Here is a 25536-nt window from a genome sequence, read left to right as displayed (position 1 = left end):
GTCGTAACCGGCGCGGGCGCGGGGGCTAGGTAGGTCGCCGGGCGCGGCGGGCCGGCGTTCAGGTCGCGGGTGAAGTCCGCGCCGGGCGCGGCCGCGGGCGCGGGCGGCGGCGTCTGGGGCTGCGCCCCGCTCGGTGGCGCCGTCTGGGCCTGGGCGGCTCCGGCGAGGAGAAGGACGGCGGCGGCGGACGCGACAGAGGCTTTCATGACCGCGACCTTCGCCCCTCAGCCCATGAACGGCAAGGCCCTGAGACCATAGGCGACGACGGCGGTGACCGCCGAGGCCGCGATCGCCAGGGCCACGAACCAGGCCAGCTTCTTCCACAACGGGCCGCCGGTCTCGCCGGGACCGGGCGGGGGAACGGGTTCAATGATGATAGCCGGACTCCTCATCGATCTTGCCGCGGAAGACCCAGTAGACCCAGGCCGTGTAGATCAGGATCAGCGGCAGGATGAACGCCGTGCCCCACAGCATCAGGGCCAGGGCGTTGTCGGGTGCGGCCGCCTGACGGAAGTCCATCGCATAGGGCGCGACATAGGGGGCGAAGCTGACGGCCAGCCCCAGATAGCCGGACAGGAAGACCAGCAGCGCGCCGACGAAGGGCCAGTGATGCGAGCCCTTGCGCGCCGTGATCACGATCGTCGCCAGACCCGCCAGCCCCAGCGCCGGGATGGCCAGTCGGGGCGCCAGAACATTCCAGGCGATCTGGATCTCGGCCGTATCGATGCCCCAGCGCATGCCGATGCGATGATGCGTGTACAGGGTGGCGACGCTGACCGCCGCCAGCAGCGCGCCGACGGCGAGACTGGACAGCAGGGTCCAGCGCTTGGCGTCGCCGTGCAGGTTGTCCGTGGTCTTCAGCATCAGCCAGGCCCCGCCAAGCAGGGCGTAGCCCGCCACCAGGCCGGCCGCGACCAGCAGGGTGTAGGGCGTCAGCCAGTCGAAGGGCCCGCCGGCGAAGCGGCCGTCGACCACGGTCACGCCCTGGATGAAGCCGCCCAGGATCAGGCCCTGCGCCACCGCGGTCAGGATCGAGCCGCCGGCGAACATCTGGGTCCAGAATTTCCGGCCCCGGTTGCGGGCGCGGAAGCGGAACTCGAACGCCACCCCCCGCAGAATCAGGCCCGCCAGCATCAGCAGCACCGGCAGGTAGAGGGCCGGCATCAACACCGAGAAGGCGCCCGGGAAGGCCGCCAGCAGGCCGCCGCCGCCCAGCACCAGCCAGGTCTCGTTGCCGTCCCACACGGGGGCGACGGTGTTCATCATCACGTCCCGTTCTTCCTTGCGCTTGGCGAAGGGGAACAGGATGCCGACCCCAAGGTCGAAGCCGTCGAGGACGACGTAGAGGAGGACGGCCGTGGCGATCAGCCCGGCCCAGATCAGCGGCAGGTCCAGCATCACGCATCGTCTCCGGGAGTGGTGTCCGCCGGCGCCTTGGCCAGGGCCGAGCCGGGGGCGCGGTCCTGACGCACGTCAGGCTCGGCCGCGGCGGCCACGGGCCCTTCGGCCATCAGGCGCAGGATGAAGAGGGCGCCGGCGGTGAAGACCACCGCATAGACGCTGATGTAGGCAATCAGGCTGGTCGCCACCTCGGCGGCCGTGACCGGCGAGACCACGTCGCGGGTGCGCAGCACGCCATAGACCACCCACGGCTGGCGTCCGACCTCGGTCACCATCCAGCCGGCCAGCACGGCGATGAAGCCCGACGGCCCCATGGCCACGCAGAAGCGCAGGAACCATTTGCTGTCGAACAGCCGCTTGCGCCAGTAGAGCCACACGCCGCCCAGGCCCAGAGCGATCATCAGCAGGCCCAGGCCGACCATGACCCGGAAGGCGAAGAAGGGAATGGCGACCGGCGGCTGATCATCAGGCGCCCACTGGTCCAGACCCTTGATGACCTCGTCCTTGGGCACGTTCTGGATCATGTTGCCGATGCCGGGGATCGAGACCTCCAGATGGTTCTTCTGGGCCGCGCGGTCGGGAATGCCGAACAGGTGCAGCGGCTGGTCCGAGCGGGTTTCCCAATACCCCTCGATCGCAGCGGTCTTCAGCGGCTGGTGCTCATGCGCCACCTCGCCCGACCAGTGGCCCGCCACCAGTTGCAGCGGCGCGACGACGGCGACAAGGCCGATGGCCATGACCAGAGAGATGCGGCTTTCAGTCCAGCCCTGGACCGCCCCCTTCGCCCGCTCCTTGAGCACGCGGTAGGCCGAGGCCGCGCCGACCACTAGGCCGGTGGTCAGGAAGGCGGCCAGCAACATGTGCGCCAGGCGCGAGGGGAAGCTGGGGTTGAAGATCACGGCGGCGAAGTCGGTCGCCCGCATGGTGCCGTCGGCGAGGATTTCGAAGCCCTGCGGCGTCTGCATCCAGCTGTTGGCCGACAGGATCCAGAAGGCCGAGATCGAGGTGCCGACGGCGACCAGGACGGTGGCCAGGAAGTGCAGCTTGGGCCCCACCTTCTTCCACCCGAACAGCATGACCCCCAGGAAGGAGGCCTCCAGGAAGAAGGCGGTCAGGACCTCATAGGCCAGCAGCGGTCCGATGACGCCGCCGGTGATGCGGATGAACTCGGACCAGTTGGTGCCGAACTGGTAGCTGAGCACGATGCCCGAGACGACGCCCATGCCGAAGCTGAGGGCGAAGATCTTCACCCAGAACAGATAGAGGGTCTTGAAGGCGTCCCTCTTGGTCCAGAGCCACAACCCCTCCAGCACGGCCAGAAAGGCCGCCAGGCCGATCGTGAAGGCCGGAAAGAGGATGTGATACGAGACGGTGAAAGCGAACTGCAGGCGTGACAGCAGCAGCGCATCAAGTTCCACGGCCGGATCCTTCCGAATAGCCCTACCTTGTTTGTGGTCTTACGCCCAAGCTGAGGCAAAGTCGATGCGCGTTCGGCCGCGCGTCGGAACGTCGCAAAGACCCAGTTTGTCGGTAGGAGATCGGCTTCGGAGCGATTCAGGCCGCGGGCAGTTCGACCCAGAAGCAGGCGCCCTCGCCCGGCGTCGACGTCACGCCGATGGAGCCGCCCTGCAGTTCGACAAGACGCTTCGCCAGGGCCAGGCCGATGCCGTGCCCCTCGACCGTCGAGCGTTCCAGGCCCAGCCGGTTGAAGGGCTCGAACAGCTGGGTCTGCTTCTCGGCCGTCAGGCCCGGACCGTGGTCGATGACCTCGATGCGGACGCCGTCATGGATGCGGCTGGCGCGCAGGATGACCACCCCGCCGGACCCGCCGTACTTGACCGCGTTGGAGGTCAGGTTGCCGATCACCTGGACCAGGCGCTGGGAGTCGGCCAGGGCCACCAGGCCGTCGCCTTCGCTGACCAGATCGATGCGGATGCCCTGGGCTTCCGGACGCAGGGCCGTGGCGCGGCGGACGTCGTCCAGGACGCCGGGCACGTCGGTGGGCCGCAGCTCGACCTTCACGGCGCCGGACTCGGCGCGGGCCACGTCGAGCAGGTCGTGGGAGAGCGCCTCGACCTGACGGGCGGTCTTGACCAGCATCTCGGCCATCTCGCTCTGGGTCGGGGTGACCGGGCCCAGCTGGCCGGCGCGCCACAACTCGCCGATGCCGATGATGCCGCCGACCGGGCTCTTGATCTCATGCGCCACATTGGCCAGCAGGCGGGACTTGGCCTCGGAGGCGCGCTCGGCGCGGACCTGACCGGCCTTGGCGCGGTCGGCGAGGCGATCGCGCTCCTCCAGCAGGGCCGCCACCAGCAGGATGGGCAGGTAGCCGAACAGGACCAGCAGCTGGGCCATCATGGCGCGGTCGGCGCCGTTGAAGGCGCTCGCATAAGGACCGTGCCCCAGCATGCTGCCGCCGATGGCCAGCACGCTGATGATCAGCAGCGCCGCCGTCACGCCGAGCAGGCGCAGGCGCACGGCGATGAGCAGCAGCAGCGGCAGGGTGACGAAGCTGATCGGCAGCGACTGCATGCCGAAGATCAGCAGGTTCACGACCGTCAGCAGGCCGAGCAGGACCACCGCCTCCGTCGCCCGCGCCGGAGACCGCAAACGCATGACCTCGCGCTTGGTCAGGGCCAGGCCGAAGCTGCCGACCACGGCGATGCTGAGCGCATGCCCGAACCACCAAGTCTGGGCCGTCTCCATGAAATCGGCGCCGTTAAGCCACCACAGCATGCCGCCGACGAGGGCCGCGGCCGGCAGGGGGGCCAGCACCGCGGCGCTGATCAGGAAGCGGCTGGCGCCCTCGACCGAGGCCAGATTCAGCGTCGGGGCGAATCGGCGGGCCATCAGGACGGCGCAGTAGATGTCCATCATGTTCGCGACGGTGAACATGAGGGTGGTCTTGGTCGAATTGCCCCCCAGCAGGTTGCCCGCCGCCAGACCGCAGGCCAGCAGGCCGGCGAAGCAGGCGTCGTACAGCGGACCGCGCGAGGTGCGCAGCCAGACCGCGACCGCCAGGCCGCCGGCGCCCCAGAGGGCCGCGACCATGTCGGCGGTGCGGGCGAAGGTCAGGGCCATGATCGTAAGGACCATCACCGCCATGGCGGTGAAGATCGGCGCCAGGGGCTGACCGATGCCGCTCGTCGCAGACGCGTCCGCGGGGGCCGGGCGCGAACGGGCCGCTGCCTCCACCACAGGAACGGGCTGGGGATCGAGCACGCGGCTCATCGTCATAATCTGGTCCGGCAGGCGAAAACTCTCACCGCTACCTAACCGGGCGCTTCCTAACATCCCCTGAAGGTCAGAAGGCCGCCGCAAGCACCTGATCAAGCTCACGAACCGCCGCCGCTGGACCTTGAGGATGGCCCCACACGGCCCCGCTGACGGCCACGAAGTCGGCCCCGGCGCGGGCCAGGTCGGCGGCGTTGGCGGCGGTGATCCCGCCGATGGCGACGCAGGGGGTCTCCACCGTCTCCTGCCAGATGGTCAGGATCTCCGGCTCGGGCCGGTGCATCGTTTCCTTGGTCGTGGTCGGGAAGAAGGCCCCGAAGGCGACGTAGTCGGCCCCCGCCTCAGCGGCCTCCATGGCCAGCTCGCGGCTGTCGTGGCAGGTCACGCCGATCATGGCGTCCGCCCCCAGGGTCCGGCGCGCCTCGGCGTAGGAGGCGTCGCCCTGCCCCACATGCACGCCGTCGCAGCCCGAGCGGGCGGCGAGGTCGGGGCGGTCATTCAGGATCACCGCCACGCCGCGCGCAGCGGCCACCGGCTTCAGCGCGGCGACGGCGGCCAGGACGGCGGCGTCATCGACATCCTTGAGACGGATCTGCAGGGCCGCGACGGCGCCCGCGTCCAGCGCCTCGCCCAACGTCTTGGCGAAGGCGGGCAGATCGGGGATCGCCGGCGGCGTGATCAGGTACAGCGCACACGGCGGACGCGGCGGGACGACGGGTTCTCTGGCCATGTCCGGGGAGTGCGACGAACCGGGCCGAAGGTCAATCGAGGCCTGCCCCTTCCGTCCCCTTCACCGCCCCTTTCTGCGGCTTCACCGGCCGGGTCGGAGCGTAGTCGATGCGTGCGATCTCGCGGACCCCGCCCTGCTCTACTCGGCCTTCGACCAGTTCATAGCCCAGCAGGGCGAAGACCCGGCCGCGCAAGAAAATGGGCCGCGCATTGCCGTACCAGTCGGTGCACGAGGCGACGCAGTCGTCATCGACCGCCCGGTCGGCCTCCGACGTCAGCCGCCCCAGTTCGGACAGTCGCCGGCTGTCCCGGCGCAGGAACAGCATGTCGGTGCTGCTGTTGAACAGATAGTCGCGGCGCGGCGCGTTCAGCGCGCGCCGGACGGGCAACCCCAGAAGGCCCGATGCGCCGTCGGCGGCGTCGGGCTGGAAAAAGAAGCCGTGGCTGCGGCTCTCGGCCTCGCCGTCGGCCTGCGCGACGTAGCGGTCGATCACGCGAGGCGCGCCGGACAGGTCAATGGTGCTGAAGGCCACCTCGTCGTTGCCGGAGACGATCAGGGCGTCGCGCCCCAGCACCTCCAGCCGCGTGATGGGTTCCGCGAAGACCAGGTTCTGCACCACGCCGGACCGGACCGGCACGACCTTCAGGGCGCCGCTCTCGCGCCGTGACGAGGCGTCCCAGACATTGCCGCTGTACAGCAGGTGATCGCCGGCGAAGCGGTTGTGCATCTCATTGTCGCCGGGCAGGCGCGGCAGGAAGCGGTAAGCGCCCGCGGGCGCCTCGCGCGATCCGTCGCCGAAGCGATCCAGCGGCAGGCGCAGCAGAGCCGGCGCGCCTTCGGCGAACTCGGGCCGCCACATTTCGTCACCGCCGCCCTCGGACAGGACGAAGACCTCCAGCACGCCCCTGCGGCGATCCTCGCGGAACGAGAACTGGTCCAGCGGCGCGCCCCGGGTCAACACCGCCTGAGGCCGGGATCCGTCCAGCGGGATGCGGTACAGCGAGGACTGGGCGCCGTCTTCGCGGGCGTTCTCCTGCCAGCTCCGCCAGGTATCCGAGGTCCACAGATAGACCGCCTCGGACGAGACGTAGAAGCTGCGCCCCTCCGGGCCCAGCACCACGGTCGCGTCGCAGGTCAGCTCGGGCGCCGCCAGGTCGCAGCGGCTGACGGCGTGCAGGGTGTCGATCTCCCCGTCTTCGGCGCGGCGCAGCTGGGGCGAGATGAAGACCTGGCGCGGCCCGGCGATGCGGCGGAACGGCGCGTCCTTGTCCCCAGTCCAGCGCCGCACGCCCGGCAGGACGTCCAGCACATCAGTCCGCCACCCCAGATCCAGCGGCGCGTAGAAGATCAGCTCATTTCCGACCAGGCGCGAGGCGTAGTTACGCGACGAATAATAGTCGTCGGACCGCATGTGATAGGCGTCTCGGAAGCTCAGCCGCCCATCCGGCGACAGGCGGAAGCGATTGATCTCGGTCCCGCCGCGTTCGTAGCTGTAGCCGACGACGACCACCTGATCGCCGGACACCAGCATCTCGTCGTACCAGTCGCCGCCCGCATCGACCCCCGGCGGATAGGCGTCGATCGAATCGACCGGGCGCAGCCCGCCTCCCGCCGTCGAGACGGTGAACAGCCGCCCCCGGCGCAGGATGACCAGATAGTCGCCCCGCACCTTGACGATGCCGCCCTCGTCGACATCCGCTTCCTGGGTGTTGGTGATGGAGGGATCCGCCGAAATCCGATTGCCGGTGACCACGATCTCTTCGAACGGGCCGGCCTGCGCTTCGCTGGAAGGCAGGGTCGCGACATAGTCCGCGCCGGGCGCCGGCGGAGGCGCAGGAGGCGGAGGCGGCGGCGCGGGCGGCGCGACGCGCTCCAGCAGGAAGGCGCGCAATTGAGCCTCCGAGCGGAACGAGGCTAGCCCGTCCCCGCCTGCCTGCGCCGTCGCCGCGTTCGCCCCCAGAAGAACCAGACCCGCCAGTCCCAAAGCCGCCAGTCGCGTCGCCCTGTTCCGCATCGTCCCGCTCCGTCTCCGTCCCGGACACAGGGGACCAGACAGCTGAGCCGTGAACAACCATCGAAATCTGACGGACGGCGCGTCCGGCGTGCGAACGACTTGCATTCGCCGCATTCGCGTTGCTATAGCGAACCATTCGCATTGAGTGGGTTCGCCTCCTTGTACGTCTGCAACTGCAACGGTCTTCGCAAACGTGACGTCGCCTCGGCCATCGAGGCGGGCGCGACGCGTCCGCGCGACGTCTTCATCAAGCATCAGTGCCAGGCCCAGTGCGCCAAATGCGTCTGCGAAATGCGCCAGATGATTCAGGAAACGCAGCAGGCCTTCGCCCTCGCTGCTGAGTAGCATTCTCAGCCCAGCTGCAGGCGATTTTTACTCGCAATTTCAATGTCGTGATAAGTGTTCGCAAGTGAACACAGGGCGTTTGTTCGTGTTATGAACGGCGGGAAATCAGGCGACTCCGGATTTGGAGCCGCCGCTACCGCAAGGACGACGGCCATGAAGGGCGACCCCGCGATCATCCGGACGCTGAATGCGATCCTGACCAACGAACTGACGGCGGTGAACCAGTATTTCCTGCACGCCCGCATGTTCGAGAGCTGGGGTCTGAAGCACCTGGGCCAGATCATCTACGACGAGAGCATCGGCGAGATGAAACACGCCGACATGCTGATCAAGCGGGTGCTGTTCCTGGACGGCCTGCCCAACCTGCAGGACCTGCACAAGCTGAAGATCGGCGAGAGCGCGATCGAATGCCTGGGCGCCGACCTGCAGCTGGAGCTGGGCTCGCGCGACGTCGTGGTCGCCGCGGTGACGCAGTTCGAGGCCGCCAAGGACTACGTCAGCCGTGACCTGGTCATGCGCATCCTGGCCGACACCGAGGAGCACATCGACTTCCTCGAGGCCCAGCACAAGCTGATCGAACAGCTGGGCGAGCAGAACTACCTGCAGTCGGCCATGACCGAGATCGCCCCGGACAAGAGCGCGACGGGGAACTGAGTCGAAGCGTCTCCCGCCCCGCTTCGGGGGAGGGAGACGGCCCGGCGGAACCCCTCCCCCATCCGGCTCATTCCCCTCTCAAGCTGGAGGCCCGGATGACCGATATCGATGACGTATTCGACGACGTTCAGGACGCCGCGACCGATTTCCTGAACGCCGAGGGCCGCAACGTCGCTCACGTCGTGCTGGGCGTCGCGCTCACCGTCGGCTTCGCCCTGGCCGCGACCGCCTTCGCCAAACGGACCATCCGGCCGCGGCCCGAACACCTGACCGAGTCCGACGCGCCGATCACCGAGCGTCCGCGCGGATCCCTGAGCCTGATCCTGCCCGCCGTCTTCTCGGCCACCACTCTGTCGGCGGTGCGGGTGTGGAACGCTCCTCGGGCGCCCGAGCGCAACCTGGCCATGGGCCTGTGGGCGGCGGCCCAGGCGCTGAACGCCGTCTGGATCGCCATGCGGCCCGCCAGCCGGGGCCTGCAGATCGCCGCCGCGATGTCGTCCGCCGGCATGGCCGCCGCCTTCGCCCACGAAGCGCGCAAGCTGGACGCCCGCGCCGGCAAGCTGGCCGCCCCGGTCGGCGGACAGGTGGCGCTGGCCAACATGGTGCAGAAGAAGGCCGAGGGCGGGGCGACGCTGCACTGACGCCCCCAGCTTGCCGGATGACGCGGCTTCCTTTACGGACTGCGCCCGCTCGCGCGCGCCGCAAGGGCTGCGCCTCAACCTTCCGAGACATCCATGGCCAAGATTAACGGCAACACCATCAAGCCCGGCATGGTCCTGCAAGTGAACGGCGGCCTGTGGGTCGTCACCAAGGCCAGCCACGTCAAGCCGGGCAAGGGCGGCGCCTTCGCCAACGTCGAGGCCAAGAACCTCGAAACCGGCAACAAGCTCAACGAACGCTTCCGCTCGGAAGACAAGGTCGAGCGCGTCACGCTGGAACAGCGCGACTTCTCGTACCTGTTCGACAACGGCGACTCCCTCGTGTTCATGAACGACGAGAACTACGAGCAGATCGAACTGCAGAAGGACTGGGTCGGCGACGAGCGGATCCCCTACCTGCAGGAAGGCATGAAGGTCGTCATCGAACTGCACGAAGAGCGTCCGATCGGCCTGTCGCTGCCCGACCAGGTCAATCTGGAAGTCGTCGAGACCGAGCCCACCGTGAAAGGCCAGACCGCCTCGTCCTCCTACAAGCCCGCCATCGCCAACAACGGCGTGCGCATCATGATCCCGCCCTATATGGGCGTCGGCGAGAAGATCGTCGTCGACACCACGACCGGCGAATACGTCCGTCGCGCGGACTGAGTTTTCATCGGCTCCATCCGGGGCCGATCAGCGTTTGAACTTCTCCGCATGTCCGGGCCAGAGCGCCTTTTCAGGACATGCGGACCAGGAGATTCCCGATGGCCCTCGCCTCCGCCCTGCTCACCGTCATGATGGACGCGGTCCGTAAGACCGCCCGCCCGATGCTGCGCGACTTCGGTGAAGTCAGCCAGCTGCAGGTGTCCCGCAAGGGCCCGGGCGACTTCGTCAGCGCCGCCGACATCAAGGCGGAAGAGACCCTCTTCGAACTGCTGACCAAGGCCCGACCGGGCTACGGCTTCCTCGGCGAGGAACGCGGCATGATCGAGGGCTCGGACAAGTCGCACCGCTGGATCGTCGATCCGATCGACGGCACCACCAACTTCCTGCACGCCATGCCCCACTTCGCCATCACGGTCGGGCTGGAGCGCTACGCTCCCGACGGCTCGTCCGAGATCGTGGCGGGCGTGACCTACAATCCGGTCATGAACGAGATGTTCTGGGCCGAAAAGGGCAAGGGCTGCTACCTGAACGACGGGCGCATCCGCGTCGCGGGCCGCCGCGACCTGTCGGAGAGCCTGATCGCCACCGGCCTGCCCTTCATCGGCAAGACCGGCCACGCCCAGGCCATCAAGGACATCCACGCCGTCGGCCAGCGCGTCGCGGGCATCCGCCGCCTCGGCTCGGCCGCCCTGGACTTCGCCTGGGTCGCCGCCGGCCGGTACGACGCCTATTACGAGCGCAACCTGAACCCGTGGGACGTGGCGGCGGGCATCCTGTTCGTCACCGAGGCCGGCGGCATCGTCACCTCGATCGACATCGATGGCGATCCCAAGAACGGCAAGCAGGTCCTGGCCGGCAACACCGACATCCACGGCGGGCTGCGCAAGGTCCTGCAGGGCAGTTGATCTAACCGGCGGACTTGCCGCAACGGGACATCTTGGCGAAGCTCCTCGAAGGCGGGGGAGAAGTTTGATGGCGTCGGTTGTCTCGAGAATCCGGCCATGGGCGGCGGTCGTCGCCGCCTTGATCGTCAGCGGCTGCGCTCACACCTCTGTTGAAGACCCTCGGGCTCTCACCACCACCGCTCCCGCCTGCCGTCAGGAAACCGCTGAACGGTTTTTACTGACCGGCCCCGTCACCGCCGAGATGGCGGCCTGTGTCGCGGCCACGTTCCAGCCGACCACTCGCGAACTGATCCTGCAATCGCCCGGCGGCGATGTCTTCTCGGCTCTGGACATCGCGCAGCGGTTCGAAGGGCGGCGGATGACCATGCATGTGCGGGGGCGATGCTCATCCGCTTGCGCCAACTACTTCCTGCCTCTCGCCGGCCGGATCGTGGTCGAACCCGGCGCACTGATAGAGATACATGGCAGCGCCGATCCCTGGACCGTCGACCGGTTTCTGACGAGCGATGAAGCGGAGATGCGGACGCAAGGCGTCGCCCAAGCCGACATCGTGGCCCGGATTGAGCAGGCTCGGATCAAGTTGGCAGCCTTGGTCGAACGGCAGGCCGTTTTCGCGGAACGCAACGGCATCGCGCCCGGGTGGCTGCTTTATCGCACCCCGGGATCGGACGAGGTCAGGGGCCTGAGCGGATGGCCGGGCAAGGGTGGGCTTATCCTGGTCGAGGAGCCGATGCTGCGATCCTGCCTTCCGGGCGTGGAGATCGAGCCGTTTCAAGCCGAACTCGAGCGCCGCTGGCTGCACTCGATCCGACGTCTGCGTCTGATGTGGACCGCAACCGTGCCCAGCGGCCAGGTGGTCTGTTCGACGCCGGCGAACTAGCCGATCAGCGCCCGCGCGGCGCCGCGCGCTTCGTCGGTGATGGTCGCCCCGGACAGCATCCGCGCGATCTCCTCCAGCCGCTGATCCTCGTCCAGCGTATCGACCGTGGTGGCCGTCATCCCGCCGTGGTCCGACTTGCGCACCTTCCAGTGGGCGTGGCCGCGCGCGGCGACCTGCGGGCTGTGGGTCACGACCAGCACCTGCGCGCCCTGCGCCAGCCGCTGCAGGCGCGCGCCCACGGCCGAGGCCACGGCGCCGCCGACGCCCTGGTCGACCTCGTCGAAGATCATCACCGGCTGGCGCTGGTCCTCGCGCCCGGCCAGCGCCGCCTTCATGGCCAGGGCGAAGCGGGCCAACTCGCCGCCCGACGCGATGGCGTCCAGCGGACCGAAAGCGGTCCCGGCGTTGGTGGCGATCTCGAAGCGGACGGTCTCGACGCCCAGCGGGCCGCGACGGCCGTCCGCCACCGGCTCGAAGGCGACACGGAAGCGGGCGCGCTCCAGCTTCAGCGGCCCCAGCTCCCCCATGACGGCGGCGGTGAGACGCTCAGCGGCGGCTTCCCGGGCCGAGGTCAGGAAGGTCGCGGCCAGATCATAGGCCTCGCGCGCCGCCGAGGCCTCGCGTTCGGCGGCGGTGATGGCGTCCGCGCCGTCCTCGATGAGGCGCAGTTGCTCGCGGAAGCGCTCGCGCAGCACCGGCAGCATTTCGACCGAGGTGTTCAGCTTGCGGGCGGCGGCGCGCAGGGCGAACAGCCGCTCTTCCGTCTTGTCCAGCCGCCCGGGCTCGACATCGAAGGCGTTGGCGGCGGCGTCGACGCAGGCCAGCGCCTCCTCCGCCTCCACCAGGGTCCGGTCGATGGCTTCGGCGGCGGCGGTCAGCTTGACCAGCAACGGGTGGTCGCCCTCCGCGCCCGACTGGGTCGCGCGGGTGCGAGCGTGTTCGACCGCGCGCAGGGCCGCCGACAGGTTGCGCGACAGCTTGTCCCCGCCCAGCGAGGCTCGGGCGTCGGTCAGGTCGGCCATGGCCTTTTCGGCGGCGCCCAGCAGGGCGCGCTCTCCGGCCAGTTCGGTCTCCTCATCCGCGCGGGGATCCAGGGCGTCAAGGTCGGCGAGGTTGAGGGTCAGCTCTTCCGCATGGGCGGCGGCGTCGGCGGCGGCGGCCTTCAGGTCCGCGACCTTGCGCTCGGCGGTCTTCAGGGCCTCGGCGGCGGCGGCCACGGCCTCCAGCTGTGGCGACAGGCCGCCGTAGTTGTCCAGCAGGGCGCGGTGGGTCTTCCAGTCCAGAAGGCCGACGGTCTCGTGCTGGCCGTGCACCTCGACCAGGGCCTGGCCGATCTCGCGCAGGGCGGCGACGCCCGCGGGCTGATCGTTGACGAAGGCGCGGCTGCGGCCGTCGGCGGCGACGATGCGGCGCAGGATCAGCTCCTCGCCCGGCGTCACGTCGAAGCCCCTGTCGGCGATCAGGGCGAGCAGGACGGGGTCGTCGGGGGCGGTGAAGACGGCGGTGGCGCTGGCCTGTTTGGCGCCGTTACGCACCAGGCCGGCGTCGCCGCGCGCGCCCAGCGCCAGCCCCAAGGCGTCCAGGATGATCGACTTGCCCGCCCCGGTCTCGCCGGTCAGCACGGTCAGCCCGTCCCGAACATCCAGGTCCAGCACGTCCACCAGCACGATGTCGCGGATCGAAAGCGCGGTCAGCACGGCAGGCTCCCCGAAAGAAGCGAACGGCCGGAAACGCGGTCAGGAAGCTGGAGCAAGGCGAATCGTTTTCTCAGGCGACGCCGGAGAATGCGGAGCAACCGCCTCCCGGGACAACCCCGGGAATAGCGGAACAAAGCGAAAACGTCAGCCCGGGATCAGGCGACGCAGCCAGCTTTCGCGCTTACCGGTCGGGGCGGTGTCCGGACGGACGCCTTCCTCGGACAGCAGGGCATAGGCTTCGGCGTACCAGGGGCTGCCCGGATAGTTGAAGCCCAGCACCGAGCCGTTGCGCATGGCCTCATCCTTCAGGCCGAGCTGCAGATTGACCTCGACCAGGCGATAGAGGGCTTCCGGCGTATGCGAGGTGCGCTGGAAGGACTGGTTGTCGATGACCGTCTTGTAGCGGTTGATGGCCGCCAGCGGCTGGTTGGCGCGCTGGTAGTAGCGGCCGATGGCCATTTCCTTGCCGGCCAGCTGGTCGTTGACCATGTCCATCTTGACCGTGGCGTCGATGGCGTAGGACGTGCCGGGATAGCGGCGGGCGACATCGCGCAGGCCGTCCAGCGCCGCCTGGGCGTAGCCCTGGTCGCGGCCCACGTCGGTGATCTGCTCGAAGTTGCAGATGGCCTTCATGTAGAAGGCGTAGGGCGCGCTCGGATTGCCCGGGAACAGGGCGATGAAGCGGTCGGCGGCGGCAATCGCCTCCTGATAGTGATCGTCCTGATAATACGCGTAGATCTGCATCAGGATCGCGCGACGCGACCATTCCGAATACGGGTGCTGACGCTCCACTTCCTGGAAGTAGTCGATCGCATCGGCCCAACGCTTGGACTGCAGGCGCGTATAGCCGGTGTTGTAGAGCGCCTCGACCGGGCGCTCCTCATAGGCCAGGCGCGGGCGGCTTCCGCCGCGGTTACACGCCGAAACGGCCAGGACCGACAAGGCAACGGCCGACAGGACAAGGCCGGTGCGAATCTTCGAAGCAGGCAAGGACGACCTCAACATGACAGGCCGGCGGGCGCTCACCCGTCGGCGCCCCCGGAATTCAGACGCGATCTCTACACCAGCGGATCGATGCGCGCCAATGCGACGCTAACGGGCGAGAAATTCGTCCGCGCGCCTTGTGGCTGAGCCGTCCCCTGATATGTAGCGCGCCAGCGCAACGGCGGCATTGTCAGCCGGGCGATGACGGCGAAAGGATGACCGGACATGAAGCTGCTCTCTGGCAACTCCAACCGGACCCTGTCCCAGGCGATAGCGACCCACCTCGACATGCCTTTGACCAAGGCCCAGGTGAAGCGGTTCGCCGACAACGAGGTTTTCGCCGTAATTGAAGAGAACGTCCGCGGCGAGGACGTCTTCATCATCCAGTCGACCAGCTATCCCGCCAACGACAACCTGATGGAGCTGCTGATCCTCACCGACGCCCTGGTGCGGGCCTCGGCCAAGCGGATCACGGCGGTCGTCCCCTACTTCGGCTACGCCCGGCAGGACCGGAAGACCGGCGGCCGCACGCCGATCTCGGCCAAGCTGGTGGCCAATATGATCACCCGCGCGGGCGCCGACCGGGTCCTGACCATGGACCTGCATGCCGGCCAGATTCAGGGCTTCTTCGACATCCCGACCGACAATCTGGTCGCCACCCCCGTCCTCGCCCAGGACATCAAGGATCGCTACACGCGCGGCAATCTGATGATCGTCTCGCCCGACGTCGGCGGCGTGGTGCGCGCCCGTTCGCTGGCCGAGCGCCTGAACGTCGACCTGGCCATCGTCGACAAGCGCCGTCCCAAGGCGGGCGAGAGCGAAGTCATGAACATCATCGGCGACGTCATGGGGCGCGAATGCATCCTGTTCGACGACATCGTCGATTCGGGCGGCACCCTGGTCAACGCGGCCAAGGCGCTGATCGAGAAGGGCGCCACCGAGGTCTCGGCCTACATCAGCCATGGCGTGCTGTCGGGTCCGGCGGTCCAGCGCGTGGCCGACGGCCCGCTGAAGGAACTGGTGATCACCGATTCGATCGAGCAGCCGGACGAGGTCCTGAACTGCTCCAAGATCCGCCGCGTGTCGGTCGCTCCGCTGATCGGCGAGGCCATCCGGCGCATCGCCAACGAGGAATCGGTGTCGAAACTCTTCGACTGATCGAGGGAACGTCCACGGTCTCGCCCCATTAGCGCCTGAGACTTCGACGCGGGGCGTCGTTTTCGAAGGAGACTTGATGGGTTCGCTCGTCCAGCGCCGCGGCCTCGCCGTGGCCGTACTCGCCGTCGCCGCCCTGCTGGCCGGCTGCGCATCCCAGAACGCCGCCGAGAAGGCCGCCGAGATCGAAGCCGCGCGGCAGGCGGCCGAACTGGCCGCGCGTACGCCGCCGCCGATCAGCCTGAACCAGAGCGTCGCCGAGGCCGCGTCCGTCTATGTCGCCTTCAGCCGCGAGATGGCCGCCATCGAGGGCGGCTTCCAGGACCCCGAGGCGATCCAGGCCGCGATCCGCCGCGGATCGGCCTATGATCCCGCCCAGCTGTCGCGCGGGCTGGTGGCCTATGCCTCGATCATCGCGCTGCAGTCGCCCGAGTTCGTGCAGGGCGTGCGCCAGTACGCCGTCGACCGCGCCACCCGTGAGCAACTGGCCGCCAACATCGTCGCCGACCCGCGCTGGGCCTCGAGCCTGCCGGGCGCGGACGCCGCCGCGGGCCTGATCGTGACCACGCTGCGCACCGACATCACCAGCCTGAACCGGGCCGCGGATTCGATCGAGAACGACGCCTACGCCATCCAGGCGGACGGCCGCCGCTCATGGGCCGTCGCCCAGGTCGTGGGCCGTGAAAGCCGGCTGGCGGACGCCAAGACGCGCTCGACCCAGGCGAGACTGCCCTCGGCGCCCGAGGCGGCCCGCCTGCTGGCCGCCGCGCACAGCGGGTCGGGACTGGGCCTCTCCGGCGACCGGCGGCGCGAGCCGCCCTATCCGCCGGTCGTGGAGCGGGCCCTGGCCATCGCCGCGCTCGCGGCCCTGGGCGAGGCGTCGGACGCCGCGCGGACGGAACCGCTGCAGAACGATCCGGTCAGCCAGACCTGTCTGACGGAGTCCAAGCTGAACCTGTTCCAGTGCCTGGCGGCCTCTCGCCCCAGCTATGAGGACGTCTTCTGCCTGGGGCGGCACATCGTGCGGGACATCGCCTCCTGCACGCGTGGCGCGGCCATGCCCGCCGGCAGTGTCATCGTATCGCCCCTGACCGTCGCAGATCCCGAACCGCCGCGCATCGCCGTGTCGCCGCTGGCCGATTCTCCGCCCGCGCCCCCGGTCCGCACCCCCGCTTCGCCGGCTCCGGCGCAAACGGCCACCGAGCGTCTCAATACCGGGCCGGGATAAACTCCCGAGCGAGGAGAATCATCTCCTTGTGATGGCGGACTTCCTGCAACGCTGGGATTAACGCTCGGCGAACCCTTTTCGCCGCGATATATGTGCCAGTCAGTCGTCTGCGCCCTGCCGGATGGGCGCCGTGGGTCGGGGTTTTTCATGTTCAAGGGTCAAATGCGCCGCGGGCTCGCGCTCGCCGCAATCGCCGCCGCCGCCGTGCTCGCGGCTTGCGCCACCGACGAACCGGTCGCTCCGCCGCCTCCGCCCCCTCCGCCGCCCCCGCCGCCGGCCCTGTCGATGAACGAGGGCGTGGCCCAGGCCGCCTCGATCTACGTCGCCTTCATGCGCGATGTCGGCACCATCCCGCCCGGCGGCTTCACGGACGCGGAAGCCATCCAGGCCGCCATCCGCAAAGGCGCCGCCTATGAGCCCGCCCAGCTGTCGCGCGGCATGATCGCCTACGGCTCGATCCTGGCGCTGCAGTCGCCCGAGTTCGTGCAGGGCGTGCGCACCTACGCCGTCGATCCCGCCATCCGCCAGGAGATGATCGCCCGCATCATCGCCGATCCGGCCACCGCCGCGACCCTGCCGGGCGCCGACGCCGCCGCCGGCCTGATCGTCAGCACCCTGAGCCGCGACGTCGCCGCCATGCTGGTCATCGCCGACGGCGTCGAGGGCGACGCCTACACCATTCAGGAGCGCCGCGATCCGCGCCGCCGCTGGGCCACCACCCATATTCCGAACCGCGAAGTCCGCCTGCAGAGCGCCAAGACCCTGTCGGCGGCCCAGATGCTGCCGTCGTCCGAAGAATCGGCCCGCCTGTTCGCCGCCGCCAACTCGGGCAGCGGCCTGGGCGTGACCACCAACCGCTCGGGCCCGCCCTACACCCCGGCGGTGGTCCGTTCACTGGCCCTGGCCGCCCTGGCCGCCTTGGGCGCCGGCGGCGAGGAGTCGCGCGCCAACACCGAGGCCATGACCGTCGACCAGAACAGCGAGTTCTGCCTCAACATGTCCAAACTGATGCTGTTCCAGTGCCTTGCGGCCTCGCGCCCGAGCTATGAGGACATGTTCTGCGTCGGCCGCCACATCGCCCGCGACCTGTCGACCTGCACCGCCCAGAACATCACGCCGGTCCCGGCTGAGCTGACCCCGACCGCCGTTGCCGGGGCCGAAGGACCGGTCCAGTCGCCGATCGCCGCGGAGGCCGCGGCGGCCTCCACCTCGGCCACGGCGGCGCTGAACAGCGGTCGTTGAGTCAAACAGGGCGCGACAGCGGTTGCGTCCTCCGGCGCTAGCGTGTAATAGCCCGCGCTCTTGAATTCGAGGGTTCATGACCCCCGCCGCGCGGGCCCCGGTTGGCGCGGCGTTTCTGTTTCTGTTGAGGCGAGCCAGATGGCCGAGATCATTCTGAACGTGGACGTCCGCGACGGCGTCGGCACCGGCGGCGCCCGCGCCGCCCGTCGCGCCGGCATGGTGCCCGGTATCCTGTACGGTGGCGACAAGGCCCCCGTCGCCATCTCGGTGAACGAGAAGGACTTCCGCAAGTCCCTCTACACCGGCAAGCTGCTGGGCCACCTGGTGACCCTGAAGTACGGCAAGGAAACCCAGCCGGTCATCGCCCGTGACGTGCAGTTCGACCCGGTGTCGGACCGCCCGCTGCACTTCGACCTGATGCGCGTCGATGAAAACCAGACCATCAAGATCGAGATCCAGGTCCGCTTCATCAACGAAGACCAGTGCAAGGCCTTCCGTCAGGGCGGCTCGCTGGAAATCGTCCGTCACTCGGTCGAGGTGAAGGTTCCGGCGAACCACATCCCAGAAGACCTGATCGTCGATCTGGCCGGCCACAAGCTGGGCGACACCATCCGCTGGTCGGACCTGAAGGTCCCCTCGGACGTCGAGCCGACCATCGCCGACCGTGACTTCGTGATCGCTTCGATCAAGACCTCTTCGGCCGCCCTGTCCGAAGCCGCCGACGAGGCGCACGACGCCGAAGTCGCCGCCGAGGCCGAAGCCGCCGCCGAGGTTCCGGCGACCGAGCAAGACGCCGCCGAAGGCGAAACGACCGAAGGCTAAGCCCCCTTCGATCACCTGTTTCTGGAGCGGCCCCTTCCGGTTACGGATGGGGCCGTTTCCTTGTCTGGACCTCAGCCATGATCATCGTCGCCGGCCTGGGCAACCCGGGCCCGAAATACGAGAAGAACCGCCACAACATCGGCTTCATGGTCGCCGACGAGATTGCGCGCCGCTGGTCGTTCGGCCCCGAGCGGGCCAAATTCCAGTCGGTGATCCGCGAGGGCGAGGTCCCCACCGCCGCCGGACCGGTGAAGGTGCTTCTGATGAAGCCCCAGACCTATATGAACGAGAGCGGCCGGGCCGTCGGCGAGGCGGCGCGCTTCTACAAGATCAAGCCGTCCGAGGTGATCGTCTTCCATGACGAGATCGACCTGGCCCCCGGCCGCTTCCGCATGAAGACCGGCGGCGGGGCGGCGGGCCAGAACGGCGTGCGCAGCCTGATCAGCCATCTGGGCGCCGAATTCCGCCGCGGCCGCATGGGCGTGGGCCACCCGGGCGAGAGCCATCTGGTCATGCCGCACGTGCTGGGCGACTTCGCCAAGGCCGACCAGCCGTGGCTGGAGGCGATGCTGAACGCCTGCGCCGACGCCCTGCCCTTCGCTCTGGCCGGCGAGGACGAGCGTTATCAGGGCGAGGTCATGCGCCTGGCCCCCGCGCCCAAATTCAGCCCGCGCCAGACGGCGCAGAAGGGCGAATAGCCGCGCTTCCTGTCCGCCCCGATCACGGCTATGGACCGCCCGTGACCCGTCCGCAGACCGAATCCTGGTCGATCTGGCGTTCGCTGGCCCTGATGGCCGCGACGTTCGCGATCGTGCTCGGCTCCCTGCTGCCTTACGCCGCCATGGCCGCCGCCCGCCCGGGCGAGACCCTGGTGCTCTGCTCCAGCGACGGGCCGCAGACCATCCGCGTCGACGCCGACGGCAAGCCGGACCGTTCGGTCCCGCCGCCGAAATGCGCCGCCTGCGTCATGGCTGTCGCCGCTGTCCTGCCGACCCCGCCGGCGCCCCAGCCCTGCGCCACGCCCGCCGTCACCCCGGCGTCGACCTTCACCGCCCTGATCGCCAGCCCGCCGCCGCCCGCGCGCGCGCCGCCGCGACCGCCCTCGACCGCCCCTCCCCACGCCTGAAGCAGACCCGGCGCTGACCCGCGCCTGACCCCGCACGCCGTCCGGCGGCGCGGGCCTTTCTCTGTTTCAGGATCGATTCCATGTCCCTTCGGACCACCGCGGCGCCCTGCGCCCTGCTGCTCGCGGCCCTCGCCGCGCCCGCCTTCGCCCATGCCTCCGAGCCCGCCGCCGGGCCGGAAGACCCCACCACTCTCGACACCGTCATCGTCACCGCCCGGCGCAATCCGGAAGACCCGGCCGTGGTCGCCGAGGCTCGCGACCGCCTGTCGCGCACGCCGGGCGCCGTGGCCGTGGTCTCGGCGGAAAGCTACGCCAACCGCTTCGCCCAGACCTTCGCAGACACCCTGCGCAACGTGCCCGGCGTGCTGGCGCAGAAGCGCTATGGCGAGGAAGCCCGACTGTCGATCCGGGGCTCGGGCCTCGCCCAGGGCTTCCACCAGCGCGGGGTGCTGTTCGCCCAAGACGGCGTGCCCTTCGCGGACGCCGACGGCTTCTCCGACTTCCAGGGCGTGGATCCGCTGAGCGCCCGATACATCGAGATCTACAAGGGGGCCAACACCCTGCGCTTCGGCGGAGCCCAGCTGGGCGGCGCCATCAACCAGATCACGCCTACGGGCCGCACCGCTGTCGATGATACGGTGCTGCAGCTGGAAGGCGGGTCGTTCGGCAGCCTGAGGGGCAGCGTGCAGCTGGCGCGCGCGTCCGGCGACTGGGACGTATTCGCGGCCGTTTCGGCGATGGAATCGGACGGATACCGCGACCACAGCGAACAGAGCCAGGCGCGCCTGACCCTGAACGTGGGCCGGAGGTTCGGCGAGGACCGGGAGGTGCGGCTGATCTACCAGGCGGCCGACATCAAGCAGGATATCCCGGGGTCGCTGTCGCTCACCGACGCCCTGACCCGACCCGAGATGGCCAATCCCGGCGCGATCAGCGGCGACCAGGCCCGCGACCTGACGCTGAAGCGGCTGACGCTGCAGACCCGCTGGCGACTGAACGATTCGACCGTGTTCGAAGGCGCCGTCTGGGGCTGGGAAAAGGAGCTGTGGCACCCGATCTTCCAGGTGCTCCACACCAACAGCGAGACGACCGGCCTGTTCGGCCGCTTCGACTGGACCGGTCAGGTGGGCGGCCTGCGGGCCGACCTGTTCTATGGCCTGAGCTATCGCGACGGTCAGGTCGACGGTCGGCGCTACGTCAATATCGGCGGCCAGGCGGGCGCCCTGACCGCCGACAATGTTCAGAAGGCGACCGGGCTGGACGTCTTCGCCGAAGGCCGGCTGTTCGTGACCGACCGGCTGGCCGTGGTGGCGGGCGGTTCGTTCGGCCGGGCCACGCGCGACTATGCCGACCACGTCAACGCCGCCAACAATGACGACATCGACTACGAATGGTTCTCGCCCCGGCTGGGCCTGCTGTGGGAGGCCGAGGACGGCGCCCAGGTGTTCGCCAATGTGACCCGGTCGGTCGAGCCTCCGACCTATGGCGCCCTGGTTCAGGCTCCGCTGGTCGGCTTCACCCCGGTGAAGGTGCAGGACGCCTGGACCGCCGAGATCGGCGCCCGCGGCCGCCGGGGCGACCTGGCCTGGGATGTGACCGCCTACCGCAGCGAGATCGACGGCGAACTGCTGAACTTCATCACCGGCCCGGACATCCCGGCCGCGACCTTCAACGCCGGCGAGACCGTACACCAGGGGATCGAGGCCGGGCTGGACTGGCGCCTGCCGGCTGAGCTGGCGCAAGGCTCGCTGCTGCTGCGCCAGACCTATGCCTGGAACGACTTCCGCTTCGTCAATGATCCGCGCTGGGGCGACAACCGCCTGCCGGTCGCGCCGGAGCACGCCTATCGCGCCGAACTGGCCTGGCGGCATCCGTCGGGTCTGTCGCTGACGCCGTCGGTCGAATGGCGGATCAGCGACGCCTGGGTCGACTACCAGAATACGATGAAGGCGCCCGGCTACACGTTGCTGGGGCTGAATGCGAGCTGGGAAGTCAAGGACGGGCTGACCCTGTTCGCGGACGCCCGCAACCTGACGGACGAGCGGCACGTGAACGAGTTCTCGGCCATCACCGACGCCCGTCCCAATCCTCCGCCCCCTCAGACGCCGGTCTCGACCGTCGTCTTCAATCCGGGCGAGGGGCGCGCTCTCTTCGTCGGCCTGCGTGTGGCCCTGTGAGTCCGATGACCGAGATTCAGACTTCGGCCGCCACGCCCCTGTCCGGCGCCTACCGCGCCGTCTGGCGCTGGCATTTCTACGCGGGCGTGCTGGTCATGCCCTTCCTCATGCTGCTGGCGCTGACCGGCGGTCTCTACCTGTTCAAGGACGAGATCGACCAGGCCGTCTATCGGCGGATGGCCGAGGTTCCGCCCGTCGCGCAGCAGGCCTCGCCCGACGCCTGGGTCGCGGCGGCGGCGCGGGCCGGCGACGGTCGCCCCGCCAGCGTTCTGATGCCGGAGAGGACCGATCAGGCCGTCCGCGTCAGGGTGGATCGGGTGGACGGCTCGCAACGGACCGTCTTCGTCGATCCCCACACCGCCCGGGTCACCGGCGTGACGGGCTACGGCGGCGTCATGGAGACCATCAAGGCCCTGCATTCGCTGACCTTCTTCGGACCGGCGATGAACCTCCTCGTGGAGGTCGTGGCGGGCTGGACGATCGTCCTGTTCGCCACCGGCCTCTATCTGTGGTGGCCGCGCAAACGCGTTGCGGGCGTCCTGACCCTGACCGCCACGGATGTGCGTCGCCGACCCTTCTGGCGGGACCTGCACGCCCTGACCGGGATCTACGTCGGCGGCGTGGTGCTGTTCCTCGCCGTGACCGGCATGCCGTGGTCGGCGGTCTGGGGCGATCAGGTCATGGGCGCGGTCAAGGCGAGCGGTTGGGGGCGGCCGCCCGCGCCGGTCGCGAGCGCCTGGCAGAAGGCCGAGCACCATGACCATCCCGCCGGCGCCGGCTGGACCATGGATGGCGTCGTGCTTCGCAGGCCCTCGCACCACCCGGCCGGTCCCCTGTCCGGCGTCATCGCCCGGGCCGAGGCCGAGGGTCTGGCGCGGCCCTATGCCGTCTCCATCCCGCGCGCCGCCGACACCGCCTGGACCGCCACCGCCCAGGCGCGCCGCGTGCAGGACAGCCGGGCGCTCTACATCGATCCCGCCGACGGCAGGGTGCTGGGCGACATCGGCTTCCAGCAGTTCGGTCCCGGCGCGAAGGCGATCGAATGGGGCATCTACACCCACCAGGGCACCCAGTTCGGCCAGATCAACCGCTGGATCATGCTGGCGGGCTGCATCGGCGTCTGGCTGCTGGCCGTCAGCGGCCTGCTGATGTGGTGGAAGCGCCGGCCGCCACGCCTGTCGCACGGCCGGATCGGCGCGCCCCCGGTGCCCGACGGCCCCCGCCTGCGCGTCGCGGTTCTCGCCATCGTTCTTCCGCTTTGCCTTCTCTATCCCCTCACCGGAGCCAGCCTGATCGCCGCGTTGGCGGCCGACCGGTTGATCCGCACCTTTTTCCGTTCCAGACCTTCCGCTGCCTGAAAGACATCCGACTCATGACCCGCACCCTGATCCCCCTCGCCGCCTTCGCCCTGCTGGCCGCCTGTTCGAACGAGCCCAAGCCCGTCCCGGCGGGCGAACAGAGCGCCGTCGCCGTCACCGACGCCGTCTGCCGCCCGACGCCCCCCGGCCGCAAGATGACCGGCTGCTATCTGACCCTCACGGCCGGGGCTGACGACCGTCTGCTCAGCATCACCACCCCCGTCGCCGGGCGCGTGGAGATCCACGAGAGCAAGATCGAGAGCAATATGATGATGATGCGCGAGCTGAAGGAGGGCCTGCCCCTTCCGGCCCGCCAGGTGGTCGAGCTGAAGCCCGGCGGGAACCACATCATGCTGCTGGCCGTCGAGAACCCCATTGTCGCGGGCCAGACCGTGCCCCTGACCCTGACCTTCGCCTCGGCCCCGCCGGTCGTGGTGCAGGCCGCCGTGGGCCAGCCCAAGACCACCGAAGACGACGTCTACGCCGCCCACTAGAGCGGTTCGGCGCGCGCGAGCCTGACAAACGGGTCCGGACCCGCTAAAGGCTCGCGCTCATTGAAAGCTCCTGAGACCCATGGCCCTTAAAGTCGCGATCGTCGGCCTGCCCAACGTCGGCAAGTCCACCCTGTTCAACGCCCTGACCAAGACGGCGGCGGCCCAGGCGGCCAACTATCCGTTCTGCACCATCGAGCCGAACACCGGCGACGTGGCCGTGCCCGAGCCGCGCCTGGACGTGCTGGCCGAGATCGCGGGCTCCAAGGAGATCATCCCCTCGCGGATCACCTTCGTGGACATCGCCGGCCTGGTGCGCGGCGCGTCCAAGGGCGAGGGCCTGGGCAATCAGTTCCTGGCCAACATCCGCGACTGTGACGCCGTGGCCTTCGTGGCCCGCTGCTTCATCGACGACGACATCACCCATGTCGAAAACCGCATCGACCCGATCTCGGATCTGGACATCATCGAGACCGAACTGATGCTGGCCGACCTCGAAAGCCTCGAGAAGCGCGTCGTCAACGTCGAGAAGAAGGCCAAGGGCGGCGACAAGGACGCCCAGCAGACCCTGCGCCTGATCAACATGGCGCTGGAGCCTCTGCGCGCCGGCAAGCCCGCCCGCGTGGTCAAGGTCGACAAGGAGGACGAAAAGGCGTGGCACATGCTGCAGCTGCTGACCTCCCTGCCTGCGCTCTACGTCTCCAACGTCGATGAGGGCTCGGCCGACAAGGGCAATGAGCTGTCCGACCTGGTCGCCAAGCGCGCCGCCGAGGACAACGCCAACGCCGTCGTCATCTCGGCCAAGATCGATTCCGAACTGGCCGTCCTCGACCCCGAGGAACAGGCCGAGTTCCTGGAAAGCCTGGGTCTGGCCGAGCCGGGCCTGAACCGCCTGATCCGCGAGGCCTACAGCCTGCTGGGCCTGCAGTCCTATTTCACGGTCGGCCCCAAGGAAGCGCGCGCCTGGACGATCCACGTCGGCGACACCGCCCCCCAGGCGGCGGGCGTGATCCACACCGACTTCGAGAAGGGCTTCATCCGCGCCGAAACCATCGCCTACGAGGACTTCGTGGCGCTGAGGGGCGAAGCCAAGGCCCGCGAGGCCGGCAAACTGCGCGCCGAGGGCAAGGCCTATGTCGTCAAGGACGGCGACGTGATGAACTTCCTGTTCAACTGATCAGCCGGCCGGCCGGCTTTCGCCGGCGCCGGGGGCCGCCGGGCAGCGCCTGAGCAACAGCACCGCCTCGTTGCGGTTCAGCCAGGTCAGGCGCAGCACGTCGTCCTGCGCCGACAGGCGGACGCGCTCGCGCGGGATCTCGCCCTGGCAGGCCAGGGTCACCTCATAGCCGTCGACCACCTGCTCCAGCGAGGTGATGGCGCAGCTGTTTTCATAGCCTTCGAACCGCAGCGGCGTGAGGGTGACGGCCTGCTGGGCGCCGCTGACGTTGGCGCACCAGGCGGCGTTCGCGGCCCAGCGGCCGACGAAGCTGGCCGGCCCGGCGCCGGGCATGACCGTGCCGATCCCGGGCGGCGTCGGAGCGGGCGGCGCGATCTCGGCCGTGGCGATCGGCGCGGCCGGTTCGGTGGGCGGATTGACGGTCTGGCGATCGCAGGCGGCGATCAGCAGGACAGCGGCGAAAGCCGGGATCAGAGCTCGGGTCATGATGGGAGAACGCCGTGCGACCGCAGGGGCTCCTCACTCGCCTTGATCACGAATTCGCGGTCACGCTTGCATCCCCCGCAGGTTTTTGCGACCGGTTCGCCAGTGTTGAGAACAAGGGGTGTC

The 25536-nt window shown here is 69.1% G+C and carries 25 protein-coding genes and 1 pseudogene; 16 read left to right on the top strand and 10 right to left on the bottom strand.

All coding sequences use genetic code 11. From position 1 onward, the window contains the following. The 7 genes and pseudogenes from AC1RRF_RS15905 to AC1RRF_RS15875 form a co-directional block, all read right to left on the bottom strand. A pseudogene (locus AC1RRF_RS15905) lies at positions 1 to 206 on the bottom strand (hypothetical protein); the annotation flags it as partial. Positions 207 to 224: 18 nt separating this feature from the next. Continuing rightward, positions 225 to 392 (bottom strand): hypothetical protein, encoded by a 168-nt coding sequence (locus AC1RRF_RS15900; protein WP_492836259.1) that lies wholly within the window; start codon positions 390 to 392, stop codon positions 225 to 227. Continuing rightward, entirely contained in the window at positions 367 to 1398 is a 1032-nt protein-coding gene (gene cydB / locus AC1RRF_RS15895; RefSeq protein ID WP_492836257.1) for a cytochrome d ubiquinol oxidase subunit II, read from the bottom strand. Before cydB ends, AC1RRF_RS15900 begins: the two co-directional genes overlap by 26 nt. After that, the gene (locus AC1RRF_RS15890; RefSeq protein ID WP_492836255.1) at positions 1398 to 2819 is read right to left on the bottom strand and encodes a cytochrome ubiquinol oxidase subunit I; all 1422 of its coding nucleotides are present in this window, start codon (positions 2817 to 2819) and stop codon (positions 1398 to 1400) included. The genes cydB and AC1RRF_RS15890 overlap by 1 nt, the downstream gene beginning before the upstream one ends. Positions 2820 to 2955: 136 nt before the next feature. Continuing rightward, positions 2956 to 4635 (bottom strand): sensor histidine kinase, encoded by a 1680-nt coding sequence (locus tag AC1RRF_RS15885; protein ID WP_492836253.1) that lies wholly within the window; start codon positions 4633 to 4635, stop codon positions 2956 to 2958. Between the two features lie 73 nt (positions 4636 to 4708). Then, positions 4709 to 5368 (bottom strand): thiamine phosphate synthase, encoded by a 660-nt coding sequence (gene thiE / locus AC1RRF_RS15880; RefSeq protein WP_492836251.1) that lies wholly within the window; start codon positions 5366 to 5368, stop codon positions 4709 to 4711. Positions 5369 to 5399: 31 nt separating this feature from the next. After that, entirely contained in the window at positions 5400 to 7382 is a 1983-nt protein-coding gene (locus AC1RRF_RS15875) for a beta-propeller domain-containing protein (RefSeq protein ID WP_492836249.1), read from the bottom strand. 159 nt (positions 7383 to 7541) lie between these two features. Between AC1RRF_RS15875 and AC1RRF_RS15870 the strand changes: the two genes are divergently transcribed. The 6 genes from AC1RRF_RS15870 to AC1RRF_RS15845 all read left to right on the top strand — a co-directional run bounded on the left by AC1RRF_RS15870 (position 7542) and on the right by AC1RRF_RS15845 (position 11470). Beyond that, entirely contained in the window at positions 7542 to 7727 is a 186-nt protein-coding gene (locus AC1RRF_RS15870) for a (2Fe-2S)-binding protein (RefSeq protein ID WP_492836247.1), read from the top strand. Between the two features lie 153 nt (positions 7728 to 7880). Further along, positions 7881 to 8381 carry a bacterioferritin gene (bfr, locus tag AC1RRF_RS15865; RefSeq protein ID WP_291836522.1) on the top strand — a complete coding sequence of 167 codons (501 nt, stop codon included), beginning with the start codon at positions 7881 to 7883 and terminating at the stop codon, positions 8379 to 8381. Positions 8382 to 8476: 95 nt separating this feature from the next. Next, on the top strand, positions 8477 to 9022 hold the full coding sequence (locus tag AC1RRF_RS15860; protein WP_492836245.1) for a tryptophan-rich sensory protein: 546 nt from the start codon (positions 8477 to 8479) through the stop codon (positions 9020 to 9022). 93 nt (positions 9023 to 9115) lie between these two features. Beyond that, a complete protein-coding gene (efp, locus tag AC1RRF_RS15855; RefSeq protein ID WP_492836243.1) occupies positions 9116 to 9685 on the top strand; it encodes an elongation factor P in 570 nt (189 codons plus the stop codon). A 98-nt stretch (positions 9686 to 9783) separates the two neighbouring features. Continuing rightward, complete coding sequence (locus AC1RRF_RS15850; RefSeq protein WP_492836241.1) at positions 9784 to 10590, top strand: inositol monophosphatase family protein; 807 nt, start codon at positions 9784 to 9786, stop codon at positions 10588 to 10590. Positions 10591 to 10657: 67 nt separating this feature from the next. Beyond that, entirely contained in the window at positions 10658 to 11470 is an 813-nt protein-coding gene (locus AC1RRF_RS15845) for a hypothetical protein (RefSeq protein WP_492836239.1), read from the top strand. On the opposite strand, the gene recN is transcribed toward AC1RRF_RS15845, so the two are convergent. Continuing rightward, positions 11467 to 13167 carry a DNA repair protein RecN gene (gene recN, locus AC1RRF_RS15840; protein WP_492836237.1) on the bottom strand — a complete coding sequence of 567 codons (1701 nt, stop codon included), beginning with the start codon at positions 13165 to 13167 and terminating at the stop codon, positions 11467 to 11469. The genes AC1RRF_RS15845 and recN overlap by 4 nt on opposite strands. A gap of 144 nt (positions 13168 to 13311) precedes the next feature. Beyond that, the gene (locus AC1RRF_RS15835) at positions 13312 to 14169 is read right to left on the bottom strand and encodes an outer membrane protein assembly factor BamD (protein ID WP_492836276.1); all 858 of its coding nucleotides are present in this window, start codon (positions 14167 to 14169) and stop codon (positions 13312 to 13314) included. Positions 14170 to 14376: 207 nt separating this feature from the next. Here AC1RRF_RS15835 and AC1RRF_RS15830 point away from each other — a divergent pair, with 207 nt between their 5' ends. The 10 genes from AC1RRF_RS15830 to ychF all read left to right on the top strand — a co-directional run bounded on the left by AC1RRF_RS15830 (position 14377) and on the right by ychF (position 24927). Further along, positions 14377 to 15309, top strand: coding sequence for a ribose-phosphate pyrophosphokinase (locus AC1RRF_RS15830; protein ID WP_492836235.1), 933 nt, complete (start codon positions 14377 to 14379; stop codon positions 15307 to 15309). 76 nt (positions 15310 to 15385) lie between these two features. Further along, the gene (locus AC1RRF_RS15825; RefSeq protein WP_492836233.1) at positions 15386 to 16534 is read left to right on the top strand and encodes a hypothetical protein; all 1149 of its coding nucleotides are present in this window, start codon (positions 15386 to 15388) and stop codon (positions 16532 to 16534) included. 162 nt (positions 16535 to 16696) lie between these two features. Then, a complete protein-coding gene (locus AC1RRF_RS15820; protein WP_492836231.1) occupies positions 16697 to 17776 on the top strand; it encodes a hypothetical protein in 1080 nt (359 codons plus the stop codon). A gap of 138 nt (positions 17777 to 17914) precedes the next feature. After that, positions 17915 to 18598 carry a 50S ribosomal protein L25/general stress protein Ctc gene (locus AC1RRF_RS15815; RefSeq protein ID WP_492836229.1) on the top strand — a complete coding sequence of 228 codons (684 nt, stop codon included), beginning with the start codon at positions 17915 to 17917 and terminating at the stop codon, positions 18596 to 18598. Positions 18599 to 18675: 77 nt separating this feature from the next. After that, positions 18676 to 19296, top strand: coding sequence for an aminoacyl-tRNA hydrolase (pth, locus tag AC1RRF_RS15810; protein WP_492836227.1), 621 nt, complete (start codon positions 18676 to 18678; stop codon positions 19294 to 19296). Positions 19297 to 19337: 41 nt separating this feature from the next. Beyond that, positions 19338 to 19724 (top strand): hypothetical protein, encoded by a 387-nt coding sequence (locus AC1RRF_RS15805; RefSeq protein ID WP_492836225.1) that lies wholly within the window; start codon positions 19338 to 19340, stop codon positions 19722 to 19724. Between the two features lie 80 nt (positions 19725 to 19804). Continuing rightward, entirely contained in the window at positions 19805 to 21901 is a 2097-nt protein-coding gene (locus AC1RRF_RS15800) for a TonB-dependent receptor family protein (protein WP_492836223.1), read from the top strand. 5 nt (positions 21902 to 21906) lie between these two features. Continuing rightward, positions 21907 to 23259, top strand: a complete 1353-nt coding sequence (locus tag AC1RRF_RS15795; protein ID WP_492836221.1) for a PepSY-associated TM helix domain-containing protein — start codon at positions 21907 to 21909, stop codon at positions 23257 to 23259. Between the two features lie 14 nt (positions 23260 to 23273). Beyond that, positions 23274 to 23753: a copper chaperone PCu(A)C gene (locus tag AC1RRF_RS15790; protein WP_492836219.1), complete on the top strand. Its 480-nt coding sequence runs from the start codon at positions 23274 to 23276 to the stop codon at positions 23751 to 23753. Between the two features lie 79 nt (positions 23754 to 23832). Further along, positions 23833 to 24927 carry a redox-regulated ATPase YchF gene (ychF, locus tag AC1RRF_RS15785; RefSeq protein WP_492836217.1) on the top strand — a complete coding sequence of 365 codons (1095 nt, stop codon included), beginning with the start codon at positions 23833 to 23835 and terminating at the stop codon, positions 24925 to 24927. Here ychF and AC1RRF_RS15780 read toward each other — a convergent pair whose 3' ends face one another. After that, on the bottom strand, positions 24928 to 25413 hold the full coding sequence (locus AC1RRF_RS15780) for a hypothetical protein (protein ID WP_492836215.1): 486 nt from the start codon (positions 25411 to 25413) through the stop codon (positions 24928 to 24930). Between the last annotated feature and the right edge of the window lie 123 nt (positions 25414 to 25536).

The sequence above is a fragment of the Brevundimonas sp. GW821-FHT12C05 genome (genome assembly GCF_058807475.1).
This window is presented reverse-complemented; position numbering and strand designations above follow the sequence as displayed.